The organism is Stenotrophomonas genospecies 3, from assembly GCF_054473855.1.
In genome coordinates this window covers 24,605-45,702 of sequence record NZ_JBTMUR010000011.1, presented here as the reverse complement: position 1 = coordinate 45,702, position 21,098 = coordinate 24,605, and the positions used below count along the sequence as shown (strand labels likewise).

20 protein-coding genes are annotated in these 21,098 nt (G+C 66.8%); 13 read left to right on the top strand and 7 right to left on the bottom strand.

Features of this window, described 5'->3' with window-relative positions; translation table 11 throughout:
* Window positions 1-8: 8 nt before the first annotated feature.
* Window positions 9-1,499, bottom strand: a complete 1,491-nt coding sequence (locus tag ACX9OT_RS15430; RefSeq protein WP_100437718.1) for a transglutaminase-like domain-containing protein — start codon at window positions 1,497-1,499, stop codon at window positions 9-11.
* 132 nt (window positions 1,500-1,631) lie between these two features.
* Between ACX9OT_RS15430 and ACX9OT_RS15425 the strand changes: the two genes are divergently transcribed.
* The 6 genes from ACX9OT_RS15425 to ACX9OT_RS15400 all read left to right on the top strand — a co-directional run bounded on the left by ACX9OT_RS15425 (window position 1,632) and on the right by ACX9OT_RS15400 (window position 7,949).
* Window positions 1,632-3,068 carry a C40 family peptidase gene (locus ACX9OT_RS15425; protein WP_100437768.1) on the top strand — a complete coding sequence of 479 codons (1,437 nt, stop codon included), beginning with the start codon at window positions 1,632-1,634 and terminating at the stop codon, window positions 3,066-3,068.
* Window positions 3,069-4,163: a dipeptide epimerase gene (locus tag ACX9OT_RS15420; RefSeq protein ID WP_012478950.1), complete on the top strand. Its 1,095-nt coding sequence runs from the start codon at window positions 3,069-3,071 to the stop codon at window positions 4,161-4,163.
* A gap of 421 nt (window positions 4,164-4,584) precedes the next feature.
* Window positions 4,585-5,433 carry a MurR/RpiR family transcriptional regulator gene (locus ACX9OT_RS15415; protein WP_100437716.1) on the top strand — a complete coding sequence of 283 codons (849 nt, stop codon included), beginning with the start codon at window positions 4,585-4,587 and terminating at the stop codon, window positions 5,431-5,433.
* A gap of 15 nt (window positions 5,434-5,448) precedes the next feature.
* Window positions 5,449-6,210 (top strand): L,D-transpeptidase family protein, encoded by a 762-nt coding sequence (locus ACX9OT_RS15410; RefSeq protein WP_100437715.1) that lies wholly within the window; start codon window positions 5,449-5,451, stop codon window positions 6,208-6,210.
* On the top strand, window positions 6,207-7,508 hold the full coding sequence (locus ACX9OT_RS15405) for an APC family permease (protein ID WP_049435059.1): 1,302 nt from the start codon (window positions 6,207-6,209) through the stop codon (window positions 7,506-7,508). Before ACX9OT_RS15410 ends, ACX9OT_RS15405 begins: the two co-directional genes overlap by 4 nt.
* A 111-nt stretch (window positions 7,509-7,619) precedes the next feature.
* Window positions 7,620-7,949: a hypothetical protein gene (locus ACX9OT_RS15400; protein ID WP_032130379.1), complete on the top strand. Its 330-nt coding sequence runs from the start codon at window positions 7,620-7,622 to the stop codon at window positions 7,947-7,949.
* Between the two features lie 52 nt (window positions 7,950-8,001).
* On the opposite strand, the gene yiaA is transcribed toward ACX9OT_RS15400, so the two are convergent.
* Complete coding sequence (yiaA, locus tag ACX9OT_RS15395; RefSeq protein ID WP_032130378.1) at window positions 8,002-8,454, bottom strand: inner membrane protein YiaA; 453 nt, start codon at window positions 8,452-8,454, stop codon at window positions 8,002-8,004.
* Window positions 8,455-8,624: 170 nt separating this feature from the next.
* On the opposite strand from yiaA, the gene ACX9OT_RS15390 reads away from it, so the two are divergent.
* Window positions 8,625-9,791: a PQQ-dependent sugar dehydrogenase gene (locus tag ACX9OT_RS15390; protein ID WP_149909059.1), complete on the top strand. Its 1,167-nt coding sequence runs from the start codon at window positions 8,625-8,627 to the stop codon at window positions 9,789-9,791.
* Between the two features lie 117 nt (window positions 9,792-9,908).
* Here the strand turns inward: ACX9OT_RS15390 and ACX9OT_RS15385 are convergent, their stop codons facing one another.
* The 4 genes from ACX9OT_RS15385 to folB all read right to left on the bottom strand — a co-directional run bounded on the left by ACX9OT_RS15385 (window position 9,909) and on the right by folB (window position 14,572).
* Window positions 9,909-10,451: a hypothetical protein gene (locus ACX9OT_RS15385; protein WP_149909060.1), complete on the bottom strand. Its 543-nt coding sequence runs from the start codon at window positions 10,449-10,451 to the stop codon at window positions 9,909-9,911.
* Between the two features lie 130 nt (window positions 10,452-10,581).
* On the bottom strand, window positions 10,582-12,756 hold the full coding sequence (locus ACX9OT_RS15380) for a glycoside hydrolase family 3 N-terminal domain-containing protein (RefSeq protein WP_149909061.1): 2,175 nt from the start codon (window positions 12,754-12,756) through the stop codon (window positions 10,582-10,584).
* Window positions 12,757-12,884: 128 nt separating this feature from the next.
* Window positions 12,885-14,156, bottom strand: a complete 1,272-nt coding sequence (locus tag ACX9OT_RS15375; RefSeq protein ID WP_149909062.1) for a mechanosensitive ion channel family protein — start codon at window positions 14,154-14,156, stop codon at window positions 12,885-12,887.
* Between the two features lie 62 nt (window positions 14,157-14,218).
* On the bottom strand, window positions 14,219-14,572 hold the full coding sequence (gene folB, locus ACX9OT_RS15370; protein WP_025878255.1) for a dihydroneopterin aldolase: 354 nt from the start codon (window positions 14,570-14,572) through the stop codon (window positions 14,219-14,221).
* 309 nt (window positions 14,573-14,881) lie between these two features.
* Between folB and ACX9OT_RS15365 the strand changes: the two genes are divergently transcribed.
* On the top strand, window positions 14,882-15,592 hold the full coding sequence (locus ACX9OT_RS15365; RefSeq protein ID WP_317608643.1) for a hypothetical protein: 711 nt from the start codon (window positions 14,882-14,884) through the stop codon (window positions 15,590-15,592).
* Window positions 15,593-15,734: 142 nt separating this feature from the next.
* Here ACX9OT_RS15365 and tsaD read toward each other — a convergent pair whose 3' ends face one another.
* A complete protein-coding gene (gene tsaD / locus ACX9OT_RS15360; RefSeq protein WP_049461901.1) occupies window positions 15,735-16,760 on the bottom strand; it encodes a tRNA (adenosine(37)-N6)-threonylcarbamoyltransferase complex transferase subunit TsaD in 1,026 nt (341 codons plus the stop codon).
* Window positions 16,761-16,926: 166 nt separating this feature from the next.
* On the opposite strand from tsaD, the gene rpsU reads away from it, so the two are divergent.
* From rpsU to ACX9OT_RS15335, 5 genes are all read left to right on the top strand, one after another.
* Window positions 16,927-17,142 (top strand): 30S ribosomal protein S21, encoded by a 216-nt coding sequence (gene rpsU / locus ACX9OT_RS15355; RefSeq protein ID WP_002808376.1) that lies wholly within the window; start codon window positions 16,927-16,929, stop codon window positions 17,140-17,142.
* Between the two features lie 133 nt (window positions 17,143-17,275).
* Complete coding sequence (locus ACX9OT_RS15350) at window positions 17,276-17,719, top strand: GatB/YqeY domain-containing protein (RefSeq protein ID WP_134951712.1); 444 nt, start codon at window positions 17,276-17,278, stop codon at window positions 17,717-17,719.
* 103 nt (window positions 17,720-17,822) lie between these two features.
* Complete coding sequence (locus ACX9OT_RS15345) at window positions 17,823-18,767, top strand: YihY/virulence factor BrkB family protein (RefSeq protein WP_134951713.1); 945 nt, start codon at window positions 17,823-17,825, stop codon at window positions 18,765-18,767.
* A 59-nt stretch (window positions 18,768-18,826) separates the two neighbouring features.
* On the top strand, window positions 18,827-20,566 hold the full coding sequence (dnaG, locus tag ACX9OT_RS15340; RefSeq protein ID WP_012509841.1) for a DNA primase: 1,740 nt from the start codon (window positions 18,827-18,829) through the stop codon (window positions 20,564-20,566).
* Between the two features lie 27 nt (window positions 20,567-20,593).
* On the top strand, window positions 20,594-21,094 hold the full coding sequence (locus ACX9OT_RS15335) for a protein tyrosine phosphatase family protein (RefSeq protein WP_134951714.1): 501 nt from the start codon (window positions 20,594-20,596) through the stop codon (window positions 21,092-21,094).
* The last annotated feature ends 4 nt before the right edge of the window (window positions 21,095-21,098 follow it).

Here is a 21,098-nt window from a genome sequence, read left to right as displayed (position 1 = left end):
GTGTCGCGCTAGCGTTGCCCGGCTGGCAGTACCCGCCACTGGAAGTCGTAGCTCCATTGGTCGAAGTACAGGTTGCCGCCTGCCCACTCGGCCTCGCCGCGCTGCGAGTCGACCGTTTCCGAGCGGAAGTGCTGCTTGGCCGGCGCGAAGCGCTGGCCGAAATCGTCGTTGAAGGCGATGCGGTAGCCGTCGAGGCCACCCAGGTAGAAATCGCGCAGGGCCGGCACGTCGCTGGCCAGCGCGCCTGTGGTCACGTCCATTGGCAGCCAGCCATACGGCGCCAGGTAGACCTGCCCCCAGTCATGCAGGTTGTTGTAGCCGCTGCCATCGTCGGAGAACACCATGCCCGACTGCCAGCGCGCGGGAATGCCGTTCATGCGCAGCAGCGCGATCAGCAACAGCGTCTGCTGGCCGCAGTCGGCATGTCCGGCACGCAGCGCGTAATCGCTGATGTTGCTGATCGTGGAGTATTCGCGCGCACCGGCCCATGCAATGCGATCCACGGCAGCAAACAGCTTGCGCACCACTTCATACGGGCGGGTTTCCCCCTGCAGCACCTGGTCGGAGAACAGCTTCAGTGCCGGCGTGAATCGCACGTGCGGCGGCTGCTCGGCCAGGTAAGGTTTCAGCGCCGGATCGGCCGGTGTCGGCTGCACCTTGGCCGGATCGATCGCGGTATGCCGGGCCAGGATCGTGACCGCGTAGCGGACCTCGAAGCGCGTCGGCTGCCCCGCCACCGCCTTGGCTTCCAGATAGGCCGTGCGCTGCAGGGTGCTGGCTGGCGCCACGCGCGCCTTGCCCGGGGTGCTGCCCAGCCACTGCACCTGCTCCTGCTGGCCGGGTATCTCGCGCGGGTAGGGAATCCAGGCGCGTACGGTCTCGCCGGCCGGCACGGCATCGGCTTTCACCATGAGCGACTGGGTGAATTCAATGCGCTGCGGCAGTACCGACGCCCGGCCACTTTGTTCCGCTGCGGCAAGCACGCGTGCGTGGTGCGCGTTGAGCACCTCGTTCGGGCCCGGCGGCGACATCGGTGCATCCGCGCGGCGGCGTGCGCGTGCCTCATCGCTGAGCAGGAACAGGTTCGACGGTGCGCGCTTGAAATACCAACGCGTGCCATCGATGTCGAGATGCTCGATCAGGCCGAGCTGATCCCAGCGCGCGAATTCCTCGTCGGTCAGGTCCGGAATCCAGCGGCGCACGGCAGACTTGGCGGCGGTTTCGTCGAGGGAAAAATCCAGGCGCATGCGGCGCATGCGCTCTTCCTGGAACGCGATGTCGTCGAAACTGACGCCAGGCTCCGCCGCGTCCGCAGCCGACCAGGTGTTCAGTTCGCTGCCGGCTTCGGAGAACCGTCCCGCGTCGATCATCTGCACGACCCGCGCAAACTGGATGGCCGAGGGTGGCGGCTCCGCTCCCGCCGACCACGCCCACAGCAGCAGCGCGGCACACAGGCCGGCAGTGGCAGGCAGACGTGGTTTGCGAACGGCAGGATCCACAGCGACACTTCCCCAGCGCGGGTGGTAACGGCTGTGTAACACGGGCCGGGATGCCGGTCAATAATTTATTCTTGCTTTCGATGCCAAAAGGAATAAATATTCCAACAGGCATTCGAGGAGGGTGTGCAGCGCATGATCCTGGCTTCCCGCGAACGGCATCGGCATTGGCCACGCCGCTTGACCCTGGCCCTGTGCCTGCTGGCCGCACCGGCCTTTGCACAGGCGGCCCCGCCGCCCGACCCGGGCGCGCCGCTGCCCTATGTGATCGGCCTGCACGAGGCCTACCTCACCCCGCAGTACTGGACCGCGCGCCTGGACAACGCAGACGTGCCGATCCTGGACCGCAGCCAGATCGAGGCACAGAACGCGCGGATGCAGGCACAGGACAGCCACATCCAGGACATCGCCACACTGCCAGCCCAGCTGGATGCGGCGACGGTGCGTGCCAGCATCACCGCGCTGTCGAGCTGGCCCACGCGTGCCCTCTACAACGACAAGGGTCAGGCCATCACGCCGGCACTGCGCAGCACGATCGAAGCCAACCTCGGCCTCGATGCGATTTCCACGCAGCTGGCACCGCAATACGGGCTGGTGGTGAAGCGCGCCGCACTGCGTACCTTCCCCACCCGCGAGCGCGTCTTCAGCAGCATCGGCGACACCGACATCGATCGCTTCCAGGAGTCGGCGCTGTTCCCCGGCGACAAGGTCGCGGTGGTCCACCGCAGTGCCGATGGCCGCTGGCTGTTCGTGCACAGCGAACGCTACAGCGCGTGGATCGAGACCGATGCCATCGCCAGCGGCGACAAAGCCACCGTGCTCGGCTACGGCGCGAAGGGGCCGTACCGGATCGTCACCGGCGCCACCGCGCAGACTGCCTACACCCCGGAAGAACCACGCGTCTCGCGCCTGCAGCTGGACATGGGCGTGCGGCTGCCGGTGCTGGCCGACTGGCCGGCGTCAGAGCCGGTGAACGGCCAGCAGGCGCACGCCGCGTGGGTGGTGCAGTTGCCGGTACGCGAAGCCGATGGCCGGTTGAAGCTGGTGCCGGCGCTGCTGCCGCGCTCGCAGGACACCGCCGCCGACTACCTGCCGCTGACCCCACGCCTGCTGCTGCAGCAGGCCTTCAAGTTCCTCGGCGAGCGCTACGGTTGGGGCCACGACTACGACACCCGCGACTGCAGCGGTTTCGTTTCCGAGATCTACCGCAGCTTCGGCGTGCTCCTACCGCGCAATACCAGTGCTCAGGCGATCAGTCCGGCGCTGGACCGCGTACCGTTCACCGGCAAGGACGGCAAGGACGTGCGCGACCGCGCCGTCACCGATCTGCAGGTGGGCGATCTGGTCTACATCCCCGGCCACGTGATGATGGCCATCGGCCACGTCGACGGCCGCACCTGGGTGATCCACGATACGGCGGGCGGCAGCTGGTTCGGTGCCGACGGCAAGCGCGTGCAGGCCCATCTCAATGGTGTTTCGGTCACCCCGCTGGAGCCGATGATGGCCAGCGACAGCGTCCGCTACATCGACCGCATCACCAACATCCAACGCCTGCGTGCCAAGACCCCCTGAATGAAGATCACTGCCATCGAACTGGGCATGCTGCGCGTGCCGCTGAAAACACCGTTCAAGACCGCCCTGCGCACGGTGGAAACCGTGGAAGACGTAGTGGTGCTGATCCGCACCGACACCGGCCACACCGGCTACGGCGAAGCGCCGGCCACCGCGGTGATCACCGGTGATACCCACGGCTCGATCATCGAGGCGATCCGCCACTTCATCGCACCGCGCCTGATCGGCCAGGACGTGGTCAACCTCAACCATCTGTGCACGCTGGTGCAGACCGCGATGGAGCGCAATACCAGCGCCAAGGCGGCGGTGGAGATCGCACTGTACGACCTGTGGGCGCAGCTGCACGGTGCACCGCTGTACCAGATGCTGGGCGGCGGCGACCCGGTGATCACCACTGACATCACCATCAGCGTGGACTACATCGACAAGATGGTGGCCGATTCGCTGTCGGCGATCGAACGCGGCTTCGAGTCGCTGAAGATCAAGGTCGGCAAGGACATCGGCCTGGACATCGAACGGGTCAAGGCGATCCACGCTGCTGTGGAAGGCCGCGCCCTGCTGCGGCTGGATGCCAACCAGGGCTGGACCGCCAAGCAGGCGGTGCATGCCATGCGCACGCTGGAGGAAGCGGGCGTGGTGCTCGAGCTGCTGGAGCAGCCGGTGAAGGCCGCCGACATCAGTGGCCTGAAGTACGTGACCGACCGCGTCAACACGCCGGTGATGGCCGACGAAAGCGTGTTCAGCCCAAGCCAGGTGATGGACCTGATCCAGCAGCGCGCGGCCGACATCATCAACATCAAGCTGATGAAGACCGGCGGCCTGTCCAACGCGATCCGCATCGCGGACATCGCGGGTATCTACGGTGTGCCCTGCATGATCGGCTGCATGATCGAATCCAGCATCAGCGTAGCCGCGGCCGTGCACCTGGCGGTGGCCAAGAGCGATGTGATCACCAAGGTCGACCTCGACGGCCCCTCGCTGGGCCAGTTCGACCCGGTCAGCGGGGGCGTGCATTTCAATGAATCGGAGATCAGCATCAGCGACGTACCGGGGCTGGGCATCACCGAAGTGCGCGGGCTGGAGATGCTGGGTTGAACCGCGCAGTCGAGCATGGCTCGACTCTACAAGGGCCGTGCTTATCTGATGCCTGGTCGGGCGTTACTTTTCTTTCTGCGGAAAGAAAAGTAACCAAAAGAAACGCTCCGCCGGCCGCGAGCCGACGTGTTGCGCACGTTGGTGCCCTGTGCTCCTCGGTCCGGCGAGGGACGGCGCGGAACTCGCTGCGCTCAGACACCCGCGCCTCTTCGCCCTCGCCGGACCTGCGGTGCTCGGCTCGCTTGAAGGCGGACTCAACGTCAAAGGCAACAACTGCACCCCGTAGATTCACGCCATGCGTGGATGCTCCTGCTTCTGCTCTACCCAGTACCCCCCTCGCGTCTGGCACCCGCCCGGCCCATTCCATGACACGCTCTACGCTGCCAACCGCAACGCGCCTATCCTTGCCCGGACTCCCCGCATGCCGCCCCTGCTGAAGATCCGTTCCGAGCGCGGGCAGATGTCGGCCATCGAGCGCCGCATCGCCGACTTCATCCTCGACAACGCACACCTGCTGCGCGACTACTCGTCCCAGCAGCTGGCCAGCGCGTTGGGCATCAGCCAGTCCAGCGTGGTGAAATTCAGCCAGAAGCTCGGCTTCAAGGGCTACCCGGACCTGAAGTACTCGATCGGCCAGGATGTGGCACGCGCCGGTGCCGATCCACAACAGGCGCCCAGCGAACCCGACAGCGGCGACGACTACCTGCGGTTGGGCGAGGCCCTGCGCCGCAGCAAGGCCCTGGCCGAGAAGGAAACCCGCCAGGCCAATCCACGCGAGGAAATCGAGCGCATCGTGCAGCTGCTCGACGGCGCGCCGAAGCTGTTCGTGTACGGCCTGGGTGACGACGGCCTGTACGCGCGTGAGTTCGCCATGAGATTGTCGCTGCTCGGCCTGCTGGTGGTGCCGCATACCGACCCGATCCTGATGCTGGCCAACCTGTCGGCGGCACGCCCCGGCGATGCGCTGCTGGTGTTCTCCGAGTTCGGCAACCTGCCCCAGCTTTCGCAGCTGTCGCGCCAGTTCCAGGACATGGGTGGCAAGGTGATTTCCATCACCCGCCACACCGCCAACCCGCTGCGCGCGCATGCGGATGCAACGCTGGTGGTGTGTGCGCACGACCGCACGCCGCAGGTCGCGCAGCTGCTGTACCGTAGCGCCATGCACGCGCTGCTCGATTTCCTGTTCGTGCTGCTCTGCCACGCCAATCCGGATCGCCAGCAGCAGCTCGCGGTGAACCTGGAGCGGATCGACCACCTGCTGGATTCCTGACCGGAGCACCTGTTGATGAGATCGCTGGTTCGCCTCGCTACCGCTGCGCTGCTGCTTGCTGCAGCGGTGTCCGTATACGCGGCGCCGCTGGATGGTGCGCGCCAGCTGATCGTGGTCACCAGCGATGGCTGGGACAGCACCGAGGGCCAGCTGCAGGCCTATGTGCGCGATGGCAAGGGCTGGCACGCGCATGGACAGGCGTTCCCGGTGGCGCTCGGCCGTACCGGCAGCGCCTGGGGCCTGGGCCTGCATCCGGCACAGGCCGACGGCCCGCAGAAGCAGGAAGGCGATGGCCGCAGCCCGGCCGGCGTGTTCGCGCTCGGCAGCGCCTTCGGCTATGCCATCACCCGCCCCGGCACCGCGATGGCCTACCAGCCCATGCTTGAAAGCAGCTACTGCATGGATGTGCCCGGCTCTCCGTTCTACAACCGCATCGTGGATGAAAAGAAGGTCGGCAGTGCAGCGATCAAGGGCTCCACCGAGCCGATGCGGCTGGACCTGCACAACAAGGGCGACGTGCGTTACCAGGAAGGCTTCGTGATTGCCCACAACCCGGACAACCAGCCCGGCAAGGGCAGCTGCATCTTCGCCCATCTGTGGCGCGCGCCCGGTGAGGCCACGGCCGGCTGCACCGCCATGCCGCAGCCACGCATGCAGGCCCTGCTTGACTGGCTGCGGCCGCAGGATATGCCGCGCTTCGTGCTGCTGCCGCGCGCCGAGTACACGCGCCTGCAGGCCCAGTGGCAGCTGCCCGCACTGAGCGGAGACGCCCGTTGAGCGCGCAGGACGAACCGCAGCTGCAGCGCGCGGTCAGCCGCTGGCAGATCGTCGGCCTGTCGATCAACGATGTGATCGGCAGCGGCATCTACCTGCTGCCGGCCGCCACCGTCGCCCTGCTCGGCCCCTTCAGCCTGTGGGGCGTGGTCGCCGCCGGCATCGTCGTTGCCCTGCTGGTGCTGTGCTACGCGCAGGCCGCCAGCTACTTCGATGAACCCGGTGGCAGCTACCTGTATGCCCGTGAGGCGTTCGGGCGATTCGCCGGGTTCGAGATCGGCTGGATGATCTGGTTGACCCGCATCAGCTCGGCGGCCGCATTGAGCAATGCACTGGCCGATGCGGTCGCGCGCTTCTGGCCGTGGGCCGGCGCCGGCATGGGCCGCATCGCAGTGATCGTGGTGTCGCTGGGCTTCCTCACCGGCGTCAACATCATCGGCGTGCGCTCGGCTGCGCGTACCGGCGTGGTGCTGGTGATCGGCAAGATGCTGCCGCTGCTGCTGTTCGTGGCCATCGGTGCGTTCTACATCGATCCGCAGCTGGCCTTCTCCGGCCAGCGCCCTGACCCGCATGACCTGCAGCGCATGGGCGAAGCCGCCTTGCTGCTGCTGTACGCCTACGCCGGCTTCGAGAACATCCCGGCAGCTGCGGGCGAGTACCGCAATCCGCGCCGCGATATTCCATTCGCCCTGATCACCATGATCATCACCGTCACCGTCATCTATGGAGCGGTGCAGGTGGTGGCGCAGGGCACGCTGGCCGGGCTGTCCAGTTCGGCCACGCCGCTGGCCGACGCCGCCGCAGGCTTCGGTGGTGAGGCACTGGCGCTGATCCTGACCATCGGCGCGACCATCTCCATCCTCGGCACCAACAGCAACACGATGATGATGGGCCCGCGCTTCCTGTTCGCGCTGGCCCGCGATGGCTACGGGCCGAAGATCCTGGCGCAGGTGCATCCGCGCTTCCATACGCCGGCCGCATCGATCCTGTGCCAGGGCCTGATCGCGCTCGGGCTGGCGCTGTCGGGGTCATTCGTGCAGCTGGCGCTGCTGTCGATGACCACGCGCCTGTTCGCCTACATCGGTACCGCCGCGGCAGTGCTGGTACTGGCCAAGCGCTACGCCGACCGCCCCGGTGCATTGAAGCTGCCCGGCGGCCCGCTTATTCCGGTGCTGGCGCTGCTGCTGTGCGTTGCGCTGTTCGCCAGTGCCAGCTGGCAGAACATCGCCGCCGCACTGGTCGCGTTCGCCATCGGCGCGGTGATCTACAAGCTGCCGCGCAAGGATGCCGACGCCGGGTGATCGATAGCGCCGGGCCATGCCCGGCGGATTGATCTGGCGATCACGCTGCCGGACCGGGCCGTTAACCGCCTCGCAGGCACGATCAGGTTTCGTCCACAACGGAGCCCTTCCATGACCGAGTACCAGATTCCCGGCCGCGTACCGGACGACAGCACACCGCGTGACGCGGTCAGCAACTACTGGCGCGAACGCTACACGGCCGAGCCGTACTACGACGACCAGCTGTTCTTCGAGGACTATGAGCCGGCCTATCGCATCGGCCACGCAGCGCGTGCGCAGGACATGATCCGCGCCTACGAGGAAGTGGAACGCGAGCTGGAATCACGCTGGGCCAGCGAACGCGGCCGCAGCCGCCTGGACTGGGCGCAGGCACGCAGTGCCGTTCGCCGTGGCTGGGAGGAAGCGCAGCAGGTGGAACCGCGCCTGGCACGCGGCCCCTGACGGACCCGATATGCGGCAACGCCGGGCATGGCCCGGCGCTACCGTTGCTGCATCATTCCTGTTCCGGCAGCGGCGGCACGGCCGTGCTGCGCTTGCTTTCACCGCCACCGGCGGCGATCAGGTCGCGGGTGTTCTTCTGCACCGCCACCGCACCGAACAGCGACAGCGCGAAGGCCATGCCGTAGAAGCCCTTCTCGCTCAGCACCAGGGTGGCGTTCCACAGGCCAACCAGCAGCAACAACAGCGCAGACAGCAATGCGAACCAGCACAGCGCGTAGTACAGGCCACTCACCGGAATGCCCTCGACACGGTCGCGCACGCTCTTCTGCAGCGACACCGCTGCGAACAGGCCAAACAGGAGCAGGGTGAGGTAGTAGCCCTTCTCGTTCAGCGGCATCTCCGCATTGAACAGGCCTATCAGGTAGGCCACCGCGCCGAGCAGCAGGGCCACCCAGGAGGCGGCAATGAAGGCCGGCGAGGGTCGATGGATGATCGGTGCGTTCATTGCGGTTCCTTGCAGTCAGGCGGGCATGCTTTGCCCGGGCGAACCCACCCTAGACGATCCCGCCGCCGCCGCACAGGGGGAAACAGGACCTTCGGGCCAGGACCGTCACCGCCCCGGTGGTATACAAGGGAGAGCCTGGCCATCCGCATCCCCTTCCGCTGGAGATACCCATGACCCGCACGCCCCTGCTGCTCGCCCTCGGCCTGTTGCCGATCCTCGCCACCACGGCCTGCAGTGCCGCCGGCCCCGATGCCAGTGGGCAGAAAGCTGCCGCTGCCAGCACAGACGCTGCCGACCAGCGACCGTTCACCGCATCCGAAATCAGTCGTTTCGACCAGCCGTGGGCAATGACCTTCCTGCCCGATGGCAGCCTGCTGGTCACCGAAAAGCGCGGAAAGCTGCAGCACCTGGACCTGGCCAGTGGCCAGAAACACGAGATCACCGGCGTTCCGAAGGTCGCCTACGGTGGCCAGGGTGGTTTCGGTGACGTGATCCTGCACCCGCAGTTCGCAAGCAACCACGTGATCTATCTCAGCTATGCCGAGGAAGGCACGCTGGACACCCGTGGCGCTGCCGTCGCACGCGCCACGCTGGCGCTGGATGCCAAGGGTGGCGGTGAGCTGAAGGACCTGAAGGTGATCTGGCGACAGACGCCCAAGGTCAGTGGCGAGGGCCACTACGGCCACCGCCTCGTCTTCGGCCCGGACGGCAAGCTGTGGATCAGTTCCAGCGAGCGCCAGAAGTTCGATCCGGCGCAGGACATGGGCAGCAACCTCGGCAAGATCATCCGCCTCAACGACGATGGCAGCCTACCGGCCGACAACCCGTTCGCCTCGCAGGGCGGCGTGGCCGCGCAGGTGTGGTCGCTGGGCCACCGCAACATCCTCGGCATGGCCTTCGATGCCAACGGCAAGCTGTGGGCGCACGAGATGGGCCCGGCCGGCGGCGACGAGCTGAACCTGATCGTGCGCGGCGCCAACTACGGCTACCCGATCGTCTCCAACGGCAACCACTACGACGGCCGCCCGATTCCCGACCACAGCACCCGCCCGGAATTCGCCGCCCCGAAGGTGACCTGGACGCCGGTGATCTCGCCGGCCGGCTTCGTGATCTACAGCGGTAACCTGTTCCCGCAGTGGAAGGGCAGCGGCTTCATCGGCGGCCTGTCGTCCACCTCGCTGGTGCGCGTGGCCTTCGATGGTGACAGCGCGCGCGAAGCCGAACGCTTCAACATGGGCGAGCGCATCCGCGAAGTGGAACAGGGCCCGGATGGCGCCCTGTGGCTGCTGGAGGACGGCAACAAGGCGCGCCTGCTGAAGCTCACCCCGAAGACCTGATGTCCTGGTAGTGCCGGCCGCTGGCCGGCACCCTGGGTTCTTCCGGCATCCTGCGGTTGCCGGCCAGCGGCCGGCACTACCCATACGAAACGGCCCCGTATGCGGGGCCGTTCGCATTTACTGGATGGTGATGACCTTCACCTCGGTCTTCGTGCAGGCCTGGTCCAGGCACTGCCCGTTCAACCACACCTGACCATCGCCGATCATCACGCCCTGCTGGTTGACGAAGACCTTGCCGAAGTCCTGTTCGGACACCGCCTTGACCACCGCCGGGGTGATGATCTTCTCGTAGTTGCGCTGGAACTCACCGGGGCCGGTGATCTTCCTTCCGTTAGCGATATTCAGCGGGAAGCGCACTTCCTCCACCACCGCAGCGCGATCACCGCCGACCACCGCGGTCTTGAACGCGTTGAACACCTTCTCGTACTGCGCGGCATCACCGAGCAGGGTCTCGATACGCGCACGCGCGTCTTCCGCGGGCACATCCGCCGGTGCGGCGCCGGCCGGCTCGGCAGCAGCCTTCGCCGATTCAGCCGCGGGCGTGGCCGCAGCACTGGCCTCCATCGGCGGCGGTGCGTCCACCGCAGGCTCGGCCGGCGGTGCCGGCTGCGAACAGGCCGCCAGCAACAGGGCGGGAATCAACACAGCGATCATGCGCATGCGCAGGCATCCATCGGTTCAAGAACACCGATGGTAGCGCCGTGCCAGTGAGAACAACAAAAAGGGGACGGAGGGGATTAAGTCGTTTGTGCCACAAACGACTTAATCCCCTCCGTCCCCTTTTTCTCGATCAGGCCTTCAGCAGCTCGAACTGCACGGCTTCACCTGCTGCCGACGAGGCGCAGACCCACAGGTCGAAGTGGCCCGGCTCGGCACGCAGTACGCCGTCGCGGCCGGTGAACGCCAACTGCTCGCGGGTCAGGGTGAACACCACTTCGGTCGACTCGCCCGGCTGCAGCGCCACCTTGCGGAAGTCCTTCAGTTCGCGCACCGGACGTACGCGGCTGGCCACGCGGTCGTGGATGTACAGCTGCACCACTTCCTCGCCGGCCACGTCGCCGCTGTTGGTGAGCGTGGTGGTGATGGTCAGGCTGTCGTCCCAGCCAAGCTGCGCCGCACTCAGCTGCGGCGCACCGTAGGCGAAGGTGGTGTAGCCGATACCATGCCCGAACGGGTACAGCGGCTCGTTCGGAATCTCGCGCCAGCGGGCCTTGAACTCCGACATGGTCGGCAGTTCCGGGCGACCGGTGCGCGGGTGGTTGTAGAAATACGGCTGCTGGCCGGACACCTGCGGGAAGCTGACCGGCAGCCGCCCGGACGGGCTGTAGTCACCGAACAGCACATCGGCCACCGCGTGGCCGGTCTGCGTGCCCAGGTACCAGGTCACCGCCACCGCCTGCGCATTACGCACGGCGCCCTGCAAGGCCAGCGCGCGACCATTGCGCAGCAGCACCACCAGCGGCTTGCCGGTCATCGCCACGGCTTCGGCCAGCGCCTGCTGTGCCGGCGGCAGGGTGATCTCGACGCGCGACTGCGCTTCGCCGCTGTAACGCTGCGGCTCGCCCAGCGCCAGCACCACCACGTCGGCGCGCAGCGCAGCGGCCACGGCCGCTTCGGTGCCACCGGGGATGGCCACTTCCAGTTCGCAGCCCGGCACGATTTCCAGCAGCGATTCATCGCCGATGGCGGCGCGAACGCCGGTTTCCAGGTCCACGTAGCGCTGCTTGTCGCCGAACAGCGTCCAGCAGCCTTCAATGTTCTCGCGGTCCTGCACGAACGGACCGATCAGCGCGATCTTCTGCCCGGTCTTCTGCAGCGGCAGCACGCTGTCACGGTTGTTCAGCAGCACGATCGAACGACGCGCCGCATCGCGCGACAGCGCGTCATGTGCGGCAATGTGCGAGGTATCGGCTTCGCGCGCCGGATCCAGCGAACGGTACGGGTCGTCGAACAGGCCGATGGTTTCCTTCAGCCACAGGATGCGGCGCACGCCTTCATCCAGCACCGCCATCGGCACCTCGCCGCTCTCGACCAGGCCCGGCAGGTGCTCGGCGTAGAAGCCGCTCTGCATGCTCAGGTCCAGGCCGGCGGTGAACGCCTTGGCGGTGGCATCGCGGTCGTCGGCGGCATAACCGTGCGCGACCAGTTCCATGTCGGCGGTGTAATCGGAGATCACCACGCCCGGGAACTTCCACTCACCGCGCAGGATGTCGGTCAGCAGTTCGGCGTTGGCGCTGGCCGGCACGCCGTTGATGTCGTTGAACGAGGACATCACGGTGATCGCGCCCGCATCGAAGGCGGCCTTGAACGGCGGCAGGTGCACGTCGCGCAGGGTCTGCGGCGAGATGTCCACCATGTTGTATTCCATGCCGGCCATCACCGCACCGTAGGCGGCGAAGTGCTTCGGCGTGGCCAGCAGCGAATCGGCAGCGCGCAGGTCGCTGCCCTGGAAGCCGCGCACGCGGGCGGCGGCGAACGCACACCCCAGCACCACGTCCTCACCGGCACCTTCGGCGCCACGGCCCCAGCGCTGGTCGCGGGCGATGTCCACGGCCGGCGCATAGGTCCAGTGCAGGCCAGCAGCGGTGGCTTCGATGGCGGTGGCGCGTGCGGTGCGCTCGGCCAGCTCCGGTTCGAAGCTGGCGGCCTCGCCCAGCGGAATCGGGAACACGGTACGCATGCCGTGGATGACGTCGGCGGCCAGGATCACCGGAATGCCCAGGCGGCTCTCTTCGGTGGCGACCTGCTGGATGCGGCGGCCCAGCTCGGCGCCCACACCATTGAACAGCGAGCCGACCTTGCCCTCGCGCACCTGCTGCAGCACCTGGTCGGCATTGCGCACGTTGGCTTCCGGGTTCACGTCCGGGGCGAACGGGCGGACCATGTCCGCGAAGACACCCAGCTGGCCGACCTTTTCCTCGACGGTCATCTGGGCAATGAGGGATTCGATGCGATCGGAGGCCACCGGCAGTCCTTGATGAAAACGTTTACAAGCCCGGCATTCTAGCGATCCCGGGCGATTTGGCGAGAGGTTTCTTCATTCAGTTTCAGCCACCAGCGGGGTCCGTATGGCCCCGCCGGGGGCACCGCAGCTTACTCCGAGCCGGCCAACTGGCGCTGCCCGGCCATCAACATGGCGTCGCTGGAGGCCTGGAACACGCGCAGGCCGAACGCCGGCAGGATCGCCAGCAGGTGGTCGAAGATGTCCGACTGCACCGCCTCGTATTCACCCCAGGCGGTGCTGCGGGTGAAGCAGTACAGCTCCAGCGGCAGGCCCTCGGTGGTCGGCTGCAGCTGCCGCACCAGCAGGGTCATGTCGGTATGGATGCCCGGGTGACTGCGCAGATAGCGCTCCACGTACGCACGGAAGGTGCCCAGGTTGGTCACCCGGCGGCTGTTGACCTCGGCCACGCCCTGCTCGCGCAGGCGCCCGTTCCACTGGCCCAGCTCCTGCTCCTTGGCCTGCAGGTAGTCGCGCAGCAGCGCGAATTCGCCGAGGAAGGCCAGATCACCCTCGTCCAGGAAACCGACGCTGTGCTGGTCCAGGTACAGCGCGCGCTTGATGCGGCGGCCACCGGCCTCCTGCATGCCGCGCCAGTTCTTGAACGACTCGGTCACCAGCTTCTTGGTCGGGATGGTGGTGATGGTCTTGTCGAAGTTCTGCACGGTGACGGTGTGCAGCGCGATATCGATGACGTCACCGTCGGCGTTCTGGCTGGGCATTTCGATCCAGTCGCCGATGCGCACGCGGCCATCGCCACTGATCTGCACGCTGGCCACCAGCGACAGGATGGTGTCCTGGAAGATCAGCATCAGCACCGCCGTGGCCGCGCCCAGGCCGGTCACCAGCGGCCCCAGCTTCACCCCCAGCAGGGTGGCGACGATGGACAGGCCAGCGGCCACGAACACCACGATCTTGACCACCTGCAGGTAGCCCTTGATCGGCTTGTTGCGCGCATCGGGCTTGCGCTCGTACAGGCTGTTGGCCGCGTCCAGCGCATGCGAGAACGCCATCGACACCGTCAGCACGGCCCACACGATGCACAGCTTGATGATGACGTTGACCAGGCTGGGCGGCAGGTCGGGAATGAGGGTGATGCCCGAGGCGATCACCTGGCTGGGCACCACGTTGGACAGGCGCGAAATGACCCGCATCAAGTGGCTGCCGCGCCCGGACTCAGCGCCCGGCAGGCGCTGCAGCAGGCGCCGCAGGCCACGCACCAGGATGCGCTTGGTCACCCAGTTGGCCAGGCCCGCTGCGATCAGCAGCGCCGAGATCATCAACGCCAGGTAGGCGCCGGGATAGGGTTCCAGTGTGTTCTGCAGCTTTTCCAGCCACTGTACCGCCACCACCGCGTCCACCATCAGTTGTCTCCTTGCGTTGTCGTTGTTGTTGGGGGTGCCGGCCAGCGGCCGGCACTACCGGATCAGTCCCGCGAGCGCTCGATGATCACGCCCACCGCGCGCGCGCCACGCACCGCGCCCGGCTTGCTCAGTTTCAGGCGCAGCCACTTCACGTCGAATTCGTCCAGCACGATCTGTGCGCAGCGCTCGGCCAGGGTTTCCACCAGGCCGAATTCCGACTCGCGCACGAACTGCTCCAGGCGCTTGCTCACCGCCTTGTAGTTCAGGGTATGGGCGATGTCGTCGGAGGCCGCGGGACGACGGTTGTCAAAGCCCATCTCCAGGTCGAACACCAGGTCCTGGCGGATCCGTCGTTCCCAATCGTAGATACCGATCAGGGCGTCGATCGTCAGCCCCTCGATGAAAACCTTGTCCATTGCGCTTAACCAGCTCGAATACAGGGGGCCATGGTAACGGCACGACGGTGAGCCTGCCCGGAACGGGCGGTGGGTGGCCGGCAGGAATGCGGCTCCAGAAAAGACAAAGGGCCCTGCTAGCGGGGCCCTTTGGTACCTCTCAACGTCCCCAGGGGAAGCTGGAATTCAGCCGCGAGTCCCGGAGCACACGCCGCAAGGTTAGGAGTGCCCCCCTGACCAGTCAATTGGCAAATGCGTCACGGCAGACGACCGGGTGAAAAACCGAGCCGATCCACGAAAGAACACTGACGATCATGATGCCGTTTTCTGATGTTCCTGCATCGTTCCCAGGGTCAAGGTGAAACCACGTTCCCTGGGAGTGAGTTGATGAAGGAAAGCAGGATCCTGCAGGCAGCTCTATCCAGGCAGAGATGGTCGACCTACGAGCGCATCGCTTCTCGTTGCGTAGCCGATCCAGCCACGCTCTATGCCTGGAACATGCAGATGTGTGCTGCTCTCCTGCCACCGTTGCACATCTGTGAAGTCGTGATCCGCAATGCAGCAGCTACGGCGCTGGTGCATCGCTATGGTCGATGCTGGCCCTGGCATCCAGCGCTGCTGCGCAGCCTTCCTGCCGAAGGCGCCCTTGCCTCGCTATGCGATGTCCGCGGCAGCGCCGGAGCTCCACGGGATGTACCGGAGGTCATCGCCAAACTGCGATTCGGCTTCTGGCAGCAATTGTTCGCTCGACGGTTCGAGCATTCGATCTGGGCCGGGACCATGGGCCTGGCGCTGCCACACGCACCCTCGGTGCCGCTGTCCGTCCTGCGTCGGTCCATCCATGCCGACCTCGACCGCATCCGCCTCCTGCGCAATCGGATCGCCCACCACGAACCCATCCTGGAACGCGACATCGGTGCCGACCTGGCGGCGATCGGACGGCTGATCCACGCCCGCTGCCCGCATACGCTGGGCTGGCTACAGCGCCATGAGCGGGCGACAACGGTGTTGGCGGCGTCGCCATTGGCAGGGCGTCCGTAATGTGTAGCCGGGCGTGGCCCGGCGCTACGGAGGCCTGCCTGTAGAGTCGAGCTTGCTCGACTGCTCTGTGTCCGTCATTGCGCCCAGTCGAGCAAGCTCGACTCTACAAACGCCGATCGAGCGGTTCGCGCGGCCGGGGGGCTCAGACCGCCGGCAGGGTCGCCATGTCCCAGCGCGGGGTCACATCCACCTTCGGCGGGCTGTACTGGCCGGCCTGCAGGCGCAGCGCGCCGGCGAAGGCGATCATCGCGCCGTTGTCGGTGCACAGTGCCGGCCGCGGGAAGCAGGCACGGCCGCCGAGACGCTCGGCCATCTGCTGCAGGCGGGCGCGCAGACGCTTGTTGGCGCCGACACCGCCGGCCACGACGATCACGTTGGTGCCCGCCGCTTCCAGCGCGCGTTCGCACTTGATCGACAGGGTCTCGACCACCGCGTCCTCAAAGCCCCGGGCGATGTCGGCACGGGTCTGCTCGCTCTGGTCACTGTCGCGCCAGGCCATCAGGACCTGGGTCTTCAGGCCGGAGAAGCTGAAATCCAGCCCCGGGCGGTCGGTCATCGGTCGCGCGAAGCGGTACACGCCCGGCGTGCCCTGCTCGGCCAGCCTGGCCAGCTGCGGGCCACCCGGGTACGGCAGGCCCATCAGCTTGGCGGTCTTGTCGAAGGCCTCGCCGGCCGCGTCGTCCAGGGTCTCGCCCAGCAGGCGGTACTGGCCGATCGCGTCCACCGCCACCAGCTGGGTATGGCCACCGGACACCAGCAGCGCCACGAACGGCGCTTCCGGCGGGTCGTCCTCCATCAGCGGGGCCAGCAGGTGGCCTTCCATATGGTGTACGCCCACCGCCGGCACCTCCAGCGCCCAGGCCAGCGACCGCGCCACGCCCGCGCCGACCAGCAGTGCGCCGACCAGACCGGGACCGGCCGTATAGGCCACGCCGTCGATATCACCTACGCCCAGACCGGCGTCGGCCAAGGTCTGGCGCACCAGCGGCAGCAGCTTGCGGACGTGGTCGCGGCTGGCCAGTTCGGGCACCACACCACCGTATTCGGCGTGCAGGGCGATCTGGCTGTAGACCGCATGGGCGCGCAGGGCCGCGCTGCCGGCCAGGTCGGTGTCATACACCGCCACGCCGGTCTCATCACAGGAAGATTCGATGCCAAGGACTCGCATGCCTGCTATTATGACGCCCCTGCCGCCCCCTCGGGGGACGTGCAGATCTCACTGCTTTCGAACCGCCGGCCCGTATTCAGGGTTGGCCGCTTGCAGTTTGTCGATTCGCCGCTATAATGTGCGGCTCGCCGGGCGTGACCCGGTTCTACTGTGTCCCGGAGATTCCATGCCCAGCGTCAAAGTCCGCGAGAACGAGCCCTTCGAGTTTGCTCTTCGCCGCTTCAAGCGCACTTGCGAAAAGGCCGGTGTGCTGGCCGAAACCCGCAAGCGCGAGTTCTACGAAAAGCCGACCCAGGAGCGCAAGCGCAAGGCCGCCGCTGCTGTGAAGCGTCAGCTGCGCCGCTCGTCGCGCGACGTTACCAAGCGTCAGCGCCTGTACTGATCGGACGCATCTTCATTGCGATGGGCTTGCCTGTCGCGATGGAGCCGAAGCCGGCACGCGCGAGCGTCGCCGGCTTTTTGCGTTTCCGGGTTCGGGCATCCGCCCCGCCCCACCTACCACCACGAGGTTCCTCATGAGCATGAAGCAGCAGCTCACCGAAGACATGAAGGCCGCCATGAAGGCGGGCGAGAAGCACAAGCTGGGCGTGATCCGCCTGATCAACGCCGCCATCAAGCAGCGCGAAGTGGACGAGCGCATCGAGCTGGATGACACCGCCGTGATCGCCGTGCTCGACAAGATGGTCAAGCAGCGCAAGGACTCGGTCAGCCAGTTCGAAGCCGCCAACCGCGAGGACCTGGCCGAGATCGAGCGCGCCGAGATCGTGGTCATCGAAGCCTACCTGCCGGCCAAGATGGGCGAAGCCGAGATCGTCGCCGCGATCCAGGCCGCCATCGCCGAGACCGGCGCTTCCGCTCCGGCCGACATGGGCAAGCTGATGGGCGCACTGAAGCCCAAGCTCGCTGGCCAGGCCGACATGGGTCTGGTCTCCAAGCTGGTCAAGCAGCAGCTGGCGTAAGCCATTGCCGGGGTCGGATCCCTTTCGCATCGCGGAAGGGCTCTGACCCCATTGATGCACCCGCTTCACCGCACCTTCGACCCCCGGCTGCTACAACATCCCCATGGTCGAGCAATCGCACTCCCCCGCCGACACGCGTCCCCACGGCATTCCCGCACGGCTTCGCCACTACGCTGACCGCCTGCAGGACAGCTTCCCGATGGCCGTCGCCAAGCGCTTCGTCGAAATCGACGTGCTGACCCAGGCCGCCTCGGTCTCCTTCTACGCCCTGCTGTCGATGGCACCGCTGCTGGTGCTGCTGCTGTGGCTGACCGCCTCGCTGTACCCACCGGCACAACAGACGTTGATCAGCCAGATCGGTTCGGTGGCCGGCAGCAGCGTGGCCAGCGTCGCCGACACCGTGCTGCACAACGCCAACAGCCAGCCCAGCGTCGGTTCATTGGCCGGGCTGTGGAGCACGCTGCTGCTGTTCATCGGCGCCACGGCGGTGTTCGCCCAGCTGCAGAACGCGCTGAACCGGATCTTCCACACCAGCGGCCAGCGTCTGGATGGCATCAAGGCCTGGCTGCGCAAACGCGTGTTCTCGTTCGGCGTGGTGCTGGCACTGGGCTTCCTGCTGATCCTGTCGATGACCGCCACCACTGCGCTGCAGGTGGTGTTCGCGCAACTGCCCTCGGTACTGCCGGCAATCGGCTACCTGACCTCGCTGCTGCTGTACACGCTGGCCTTCGCCTTCCTCTACCACTACCTGCCGGACCGCCGCGTGGCCTGGCGCCAGGCCTTCATCGGCGGTGCCATCACCTCGGTGCTGTTCACCCTCGGCCGCTATGGCATCGGCGTCTACATCGCCACGGTGGCCCCGGGCAGCGCCTACGGTTCGATGGGCGCGCTGGTGATCTCGCTGGTCTGGATCTACTACGCCACCGCCGTGTTCTTCGTCGGTGCGCTGATGACTGCGGTGATCGACGAACGGCAGCATGCACGGGCGCAACTGGCCAGGGCCGGGGTCGAGGCCGAACAGGCCAGCCCCGGCACCGCCAGCGAGTAAACTAGGGGAACCTGCCGCCCCTGCTGCGCGCCCTGCGGCCGCGCCCCGTTCTGTTGCCCATGGCCCGTATCCCCGACGCTTTCATCGACGATCTGCTCGCCCGCTCCGACATCGTCGAGGTGGTGGGCAGCCGCGTGCCGTTGAAGCGACAGGGCAAGGAATACGCAGCGCGTTGCCCGTTCCATGACGAGCGCTCGGCGTCGTTCACGGTCTCGCCCACCAAGCAGTTCTATCACTGCTTCGGCTGTGGCGCGCACGGCACCGCGATCAGCTTCCTGATGAACTACGACCGCCTCGAATTCCTCGACGCGGTGGATGAACTGGCCAAGCGCGCAGGCATGGAAGTGCCGCGCAGCGAGAATCCGCGCAGCCCCCAGCAGCAGGACGACAGCCGCGAGCTGTACTCGGCGCTTGAGGCGGCCACGAAGTTTTTCCAGAGCAACCTGCAGGGCAGCGACAAGGCCCGCAGCTACCTGGATGGCCGCGGCGTGGATGAAGAGAACCGCGCGCGCTTCCAGATCGGCTACGCGCCGGATGGTTACAGCGGCCTGCGCGATGCGCTGGGCAAGGACGAGCGGCGGATGAAGCTGCTCGACCGCGCCGGCCTGTTCTCCAAGAACGATCGCGGTCACGTCTACGACAAGTTCCGCGACCGGGTGATGTTCCCGATCTTCGACCGCCGCGGCCGGGTCATCGCTTTCGGTGGCCGCGTGTTCGAGAAGGACGACGGCCCCAAGTACCTCAACTCGCCCGAGACCGCGCTGTTCCACAAGGGCCGCGAGCTGTACGGCCTGTGGCAGGTGCGCCAGGCCAACCAGAAGATCGAGCGGCTGATCGTGGTCGAGGGCTACATGGACGTGGTCTCGCTGTTCCAGTTCGGGGTCACCCAGGCGGTGGCGACGCTGGGTACCGCAACCACGCCGGACCATGCCGAGCTGCTGTTCCGCAACGCACCGGATGTGTTCTTCTGCTTCGATGGCGACGCCGCCGGCCGCCGCGCCGGCTGGAAGGCGCTGGAGTCGGTGCTGCCGCGCATGAAGGATGGCCGCCAGGCCTTCTTCCTGTTCCTGCCCGATGGCGAAGACCCGGACACCATCGTGCGCAAGGAAGGCGCCGAGGCCTTCAACGAACGCCTGAAACAGGCCACGCCGCTGTCGCAGTTCTTCTTCGACGAGCTCACCCGCGAGATCAACCTGGGCACGCTCGATGGCAAGGCGCGCCTGGCCGAGCGCGCAAAGCCGATGCTGGCGCAGATTCCCGACGGCGCCTTCGGCGACCTGATGAAGCAGCAGCTGGCGCAGCTGACCGGCCTTGGCGGCAATGCCCAGGCAGCGCGCGCACCGATGCCGCAACGCCAGCCCTCGCGAGCGATCCAGCCCGTGGCCAAGCGCAGCCTGGTACGCGGCGCGATCGCCGTACTGCTGCAGCAGCCGTCGCTGGCGCTGACGCTGGGCGGCAAGCACCACTTCCAGGGCCTGCGCCTGCCGGGCGTGGAGCTGCTGCTGGAGCTGCTGGATCTGGTCGAGCAGCGCCCGGACATCAGCACCGGCGCACTGCTGGAGCACTTCGACGGGCGTGAGGAACAGGCGTCACTGCACACGCTGGCCGCGCAGACGATGCCCGGCGACGACGCGATGTGGACCCAGGAACTGCACGATGCCGTGGCCCAGCTGGAGAAACAGCTGCTGGTGCAACGTCTGGAGGAGTTGTTGGCAAAGCAGCGCCAGCAGGGTCTGGACGATACTGACAAATACGAACTGCGCGAGCTGCTGAAGGCGCGCGCCGGACTGCGCCTGTAGCGGCAGAACGTTTTCACGGAGAGGACCATGCTGCTGCGCCTGACCTGCCTGCTGTTGTTGTCGCTCTGCCTGCCGCTGACGGCCCTGGCCGAAGACGCGCCCCTCAACGAAGTCCGCCCCGGCCTGTATGCCGGCGGCCAGCCCAGCGCTGTACAGCTGCAGGCCTTGGCCACGCAGGGCGTGCGCACCGTGATCGACCTGCGCCAGCCCGACGAAGACCGCGGCTTCGATGAAACGCGCGTGGCCGAATCACTGGGTCTGCGCTACGTACGCATTCCGGTGGCCGGCGCCGAGGGGCTCGATGCCGCCAACGTGCGCGCCGTGCATCAGGCCCTGCAGCAGAGCCAGGGGCCGGTGCTGCTGCACTGCGCCTCCGGCAACCGCGCCGGTGCCGTGCTCGGCCTGGTCAACGCACGCTACGAACACGCCAGCCCGGAACAGGCACTGCAGCTCGGCCAGCGCGCCGGCCTGAAGTCGCTGGAGGCCGCTACCCGCCAGCGCCTGGCCACACCGGTCACTTCGCCCTGAACCC

What these genes read in the sequence shown, in the direction of transcription:
- ACX9OT_RS15400 (WP_032130379.1), top strand. Translation starts at nt 7,620, where the DNA reads ATGACCGAGTACCAGATTCCCGGCCGCGTACCGGACGACAGCACACCG.
- rpsU (WP_002808376.1), top strand. Translation starts at nt 16,927, where the DNA reads ATGCCCAGCGTCAAAGTCCGCGAGAACGAGCCCTTCGAGTTTGCTCTT.
- ACX9OT_RS15335 (WP_134951714.1), top strand. Translation starts at nt 20,594, where the DNA reads ATGCTGCTGCGCCTGACCTGCCTGCTGTTGTTGTCGCTCTGCCTGCCG.
- ACX9OT_RS15350 (WP_134951712.1), top strand. Translation starts at nt 17,276, where the DNA reads ATGAGCATGAAGCAGCAGCTCACCGAAGACATGAAGGCCGCCATGAAG.
- dnaG (WP_012509841.1), top strand. Translation starts at nt 18,827, where the DNA reads ATGGCCCGTATCCCCGACGCTTTCATCGACGATCTGCTCGCCCGCTCC.
- ACX9OT_RS15365 (WP_317608643.1), top strand. Translation starts at nt 14,882, where the DNA reads ATGTTCCTGCATCGTTCCCAGGGTCAAGGTGAAACCACGTTCCCTGGG.
- ACX9OT_RS15345 (WP_134951713.1), top strand. Translation starts at nt 17,823, where the DNA reads ATGGTCGAGCAATCGCACTCCCCCGCCGACACGCGTCCCCACGGCATT.
- yiaA (WP_032130378.1), bottom strand. Translation starts at nt 8,454, where the DNA reads ATGAACGCACCGATCATCCATCGACCCTCGCCGGCCTTCATTGCCGCC.
- folB (WP_025878255.1), bottom strand. Translation starts at nt 14,572, where the DNA reads ATGGACAAGGTTTTCATCGAGGGGCTGACGATCGACGCCCTGATCGGT.
- ACX9OT_RS15385 (WP_149909060.1), bottom strand. Translation starts at nt 10,451, where the DNA reads ATGCGCATGATCGCTGTGTTGATTCCCGCCCTGTTGCTGGCGGCCTGT.
- ACX9OT_RS15425 (WP_100437768.1), top strand. Translation starts at nt 1,632, where the DNA reads ATGATCCTGGCTTCCCGCGAACGGCATCGGCATTGGCCACGCCGCTTG.
- ACX9OT_RS15410 (WP_100437715.1), top strand. Translation starts at nt 5,449, where the DNA reads ATGAGATCGCTGGTTCGCCTCGCTACCGCTGCGCTGCTGCTTGCTGCA.
- tsaD (WP_049461901.1), bottom strand. Translation starts at nt 16,760, where the DNA reads ATGCGAGTCCTTGGCATCGAATCTTCCTGTGATGAGACCGGCGTGGCG.
- ACX9OT_RS15420 (WP_012478950.1), top strand. Translation starts at nt 3,069, where the DNA reads ATGAAGATCACTGCCATCGAACTGGGCATGCTGCGCGTGCCGCTGAAA.
- ACX9OT_RS15375 (WP_149909062.1), bottom strand. Translation starts at nt 14,156, where the DNA reads ATGGTGGACGCGGTGGTGGCGGTACAGTGGCTGGAAAAGCTGCAGAAC.
- ACX9OT_RS15390 (WP_149909059.1), top strand. Translation starts at nt 8,625, where the DNA reads ATGACCCGCACGCCCCTGCTGCTCGCCCTCGGCCTGTTGCCGATCCTC.
- ACX9OT_RS15415 (WP_100437716.1), top strand. Translation starts at nt 4,585, where the DNA reads ATGCCGCCCCTGCTGAAGATCCGTTCCGAGCGCGGGCAGATGTCGGCC.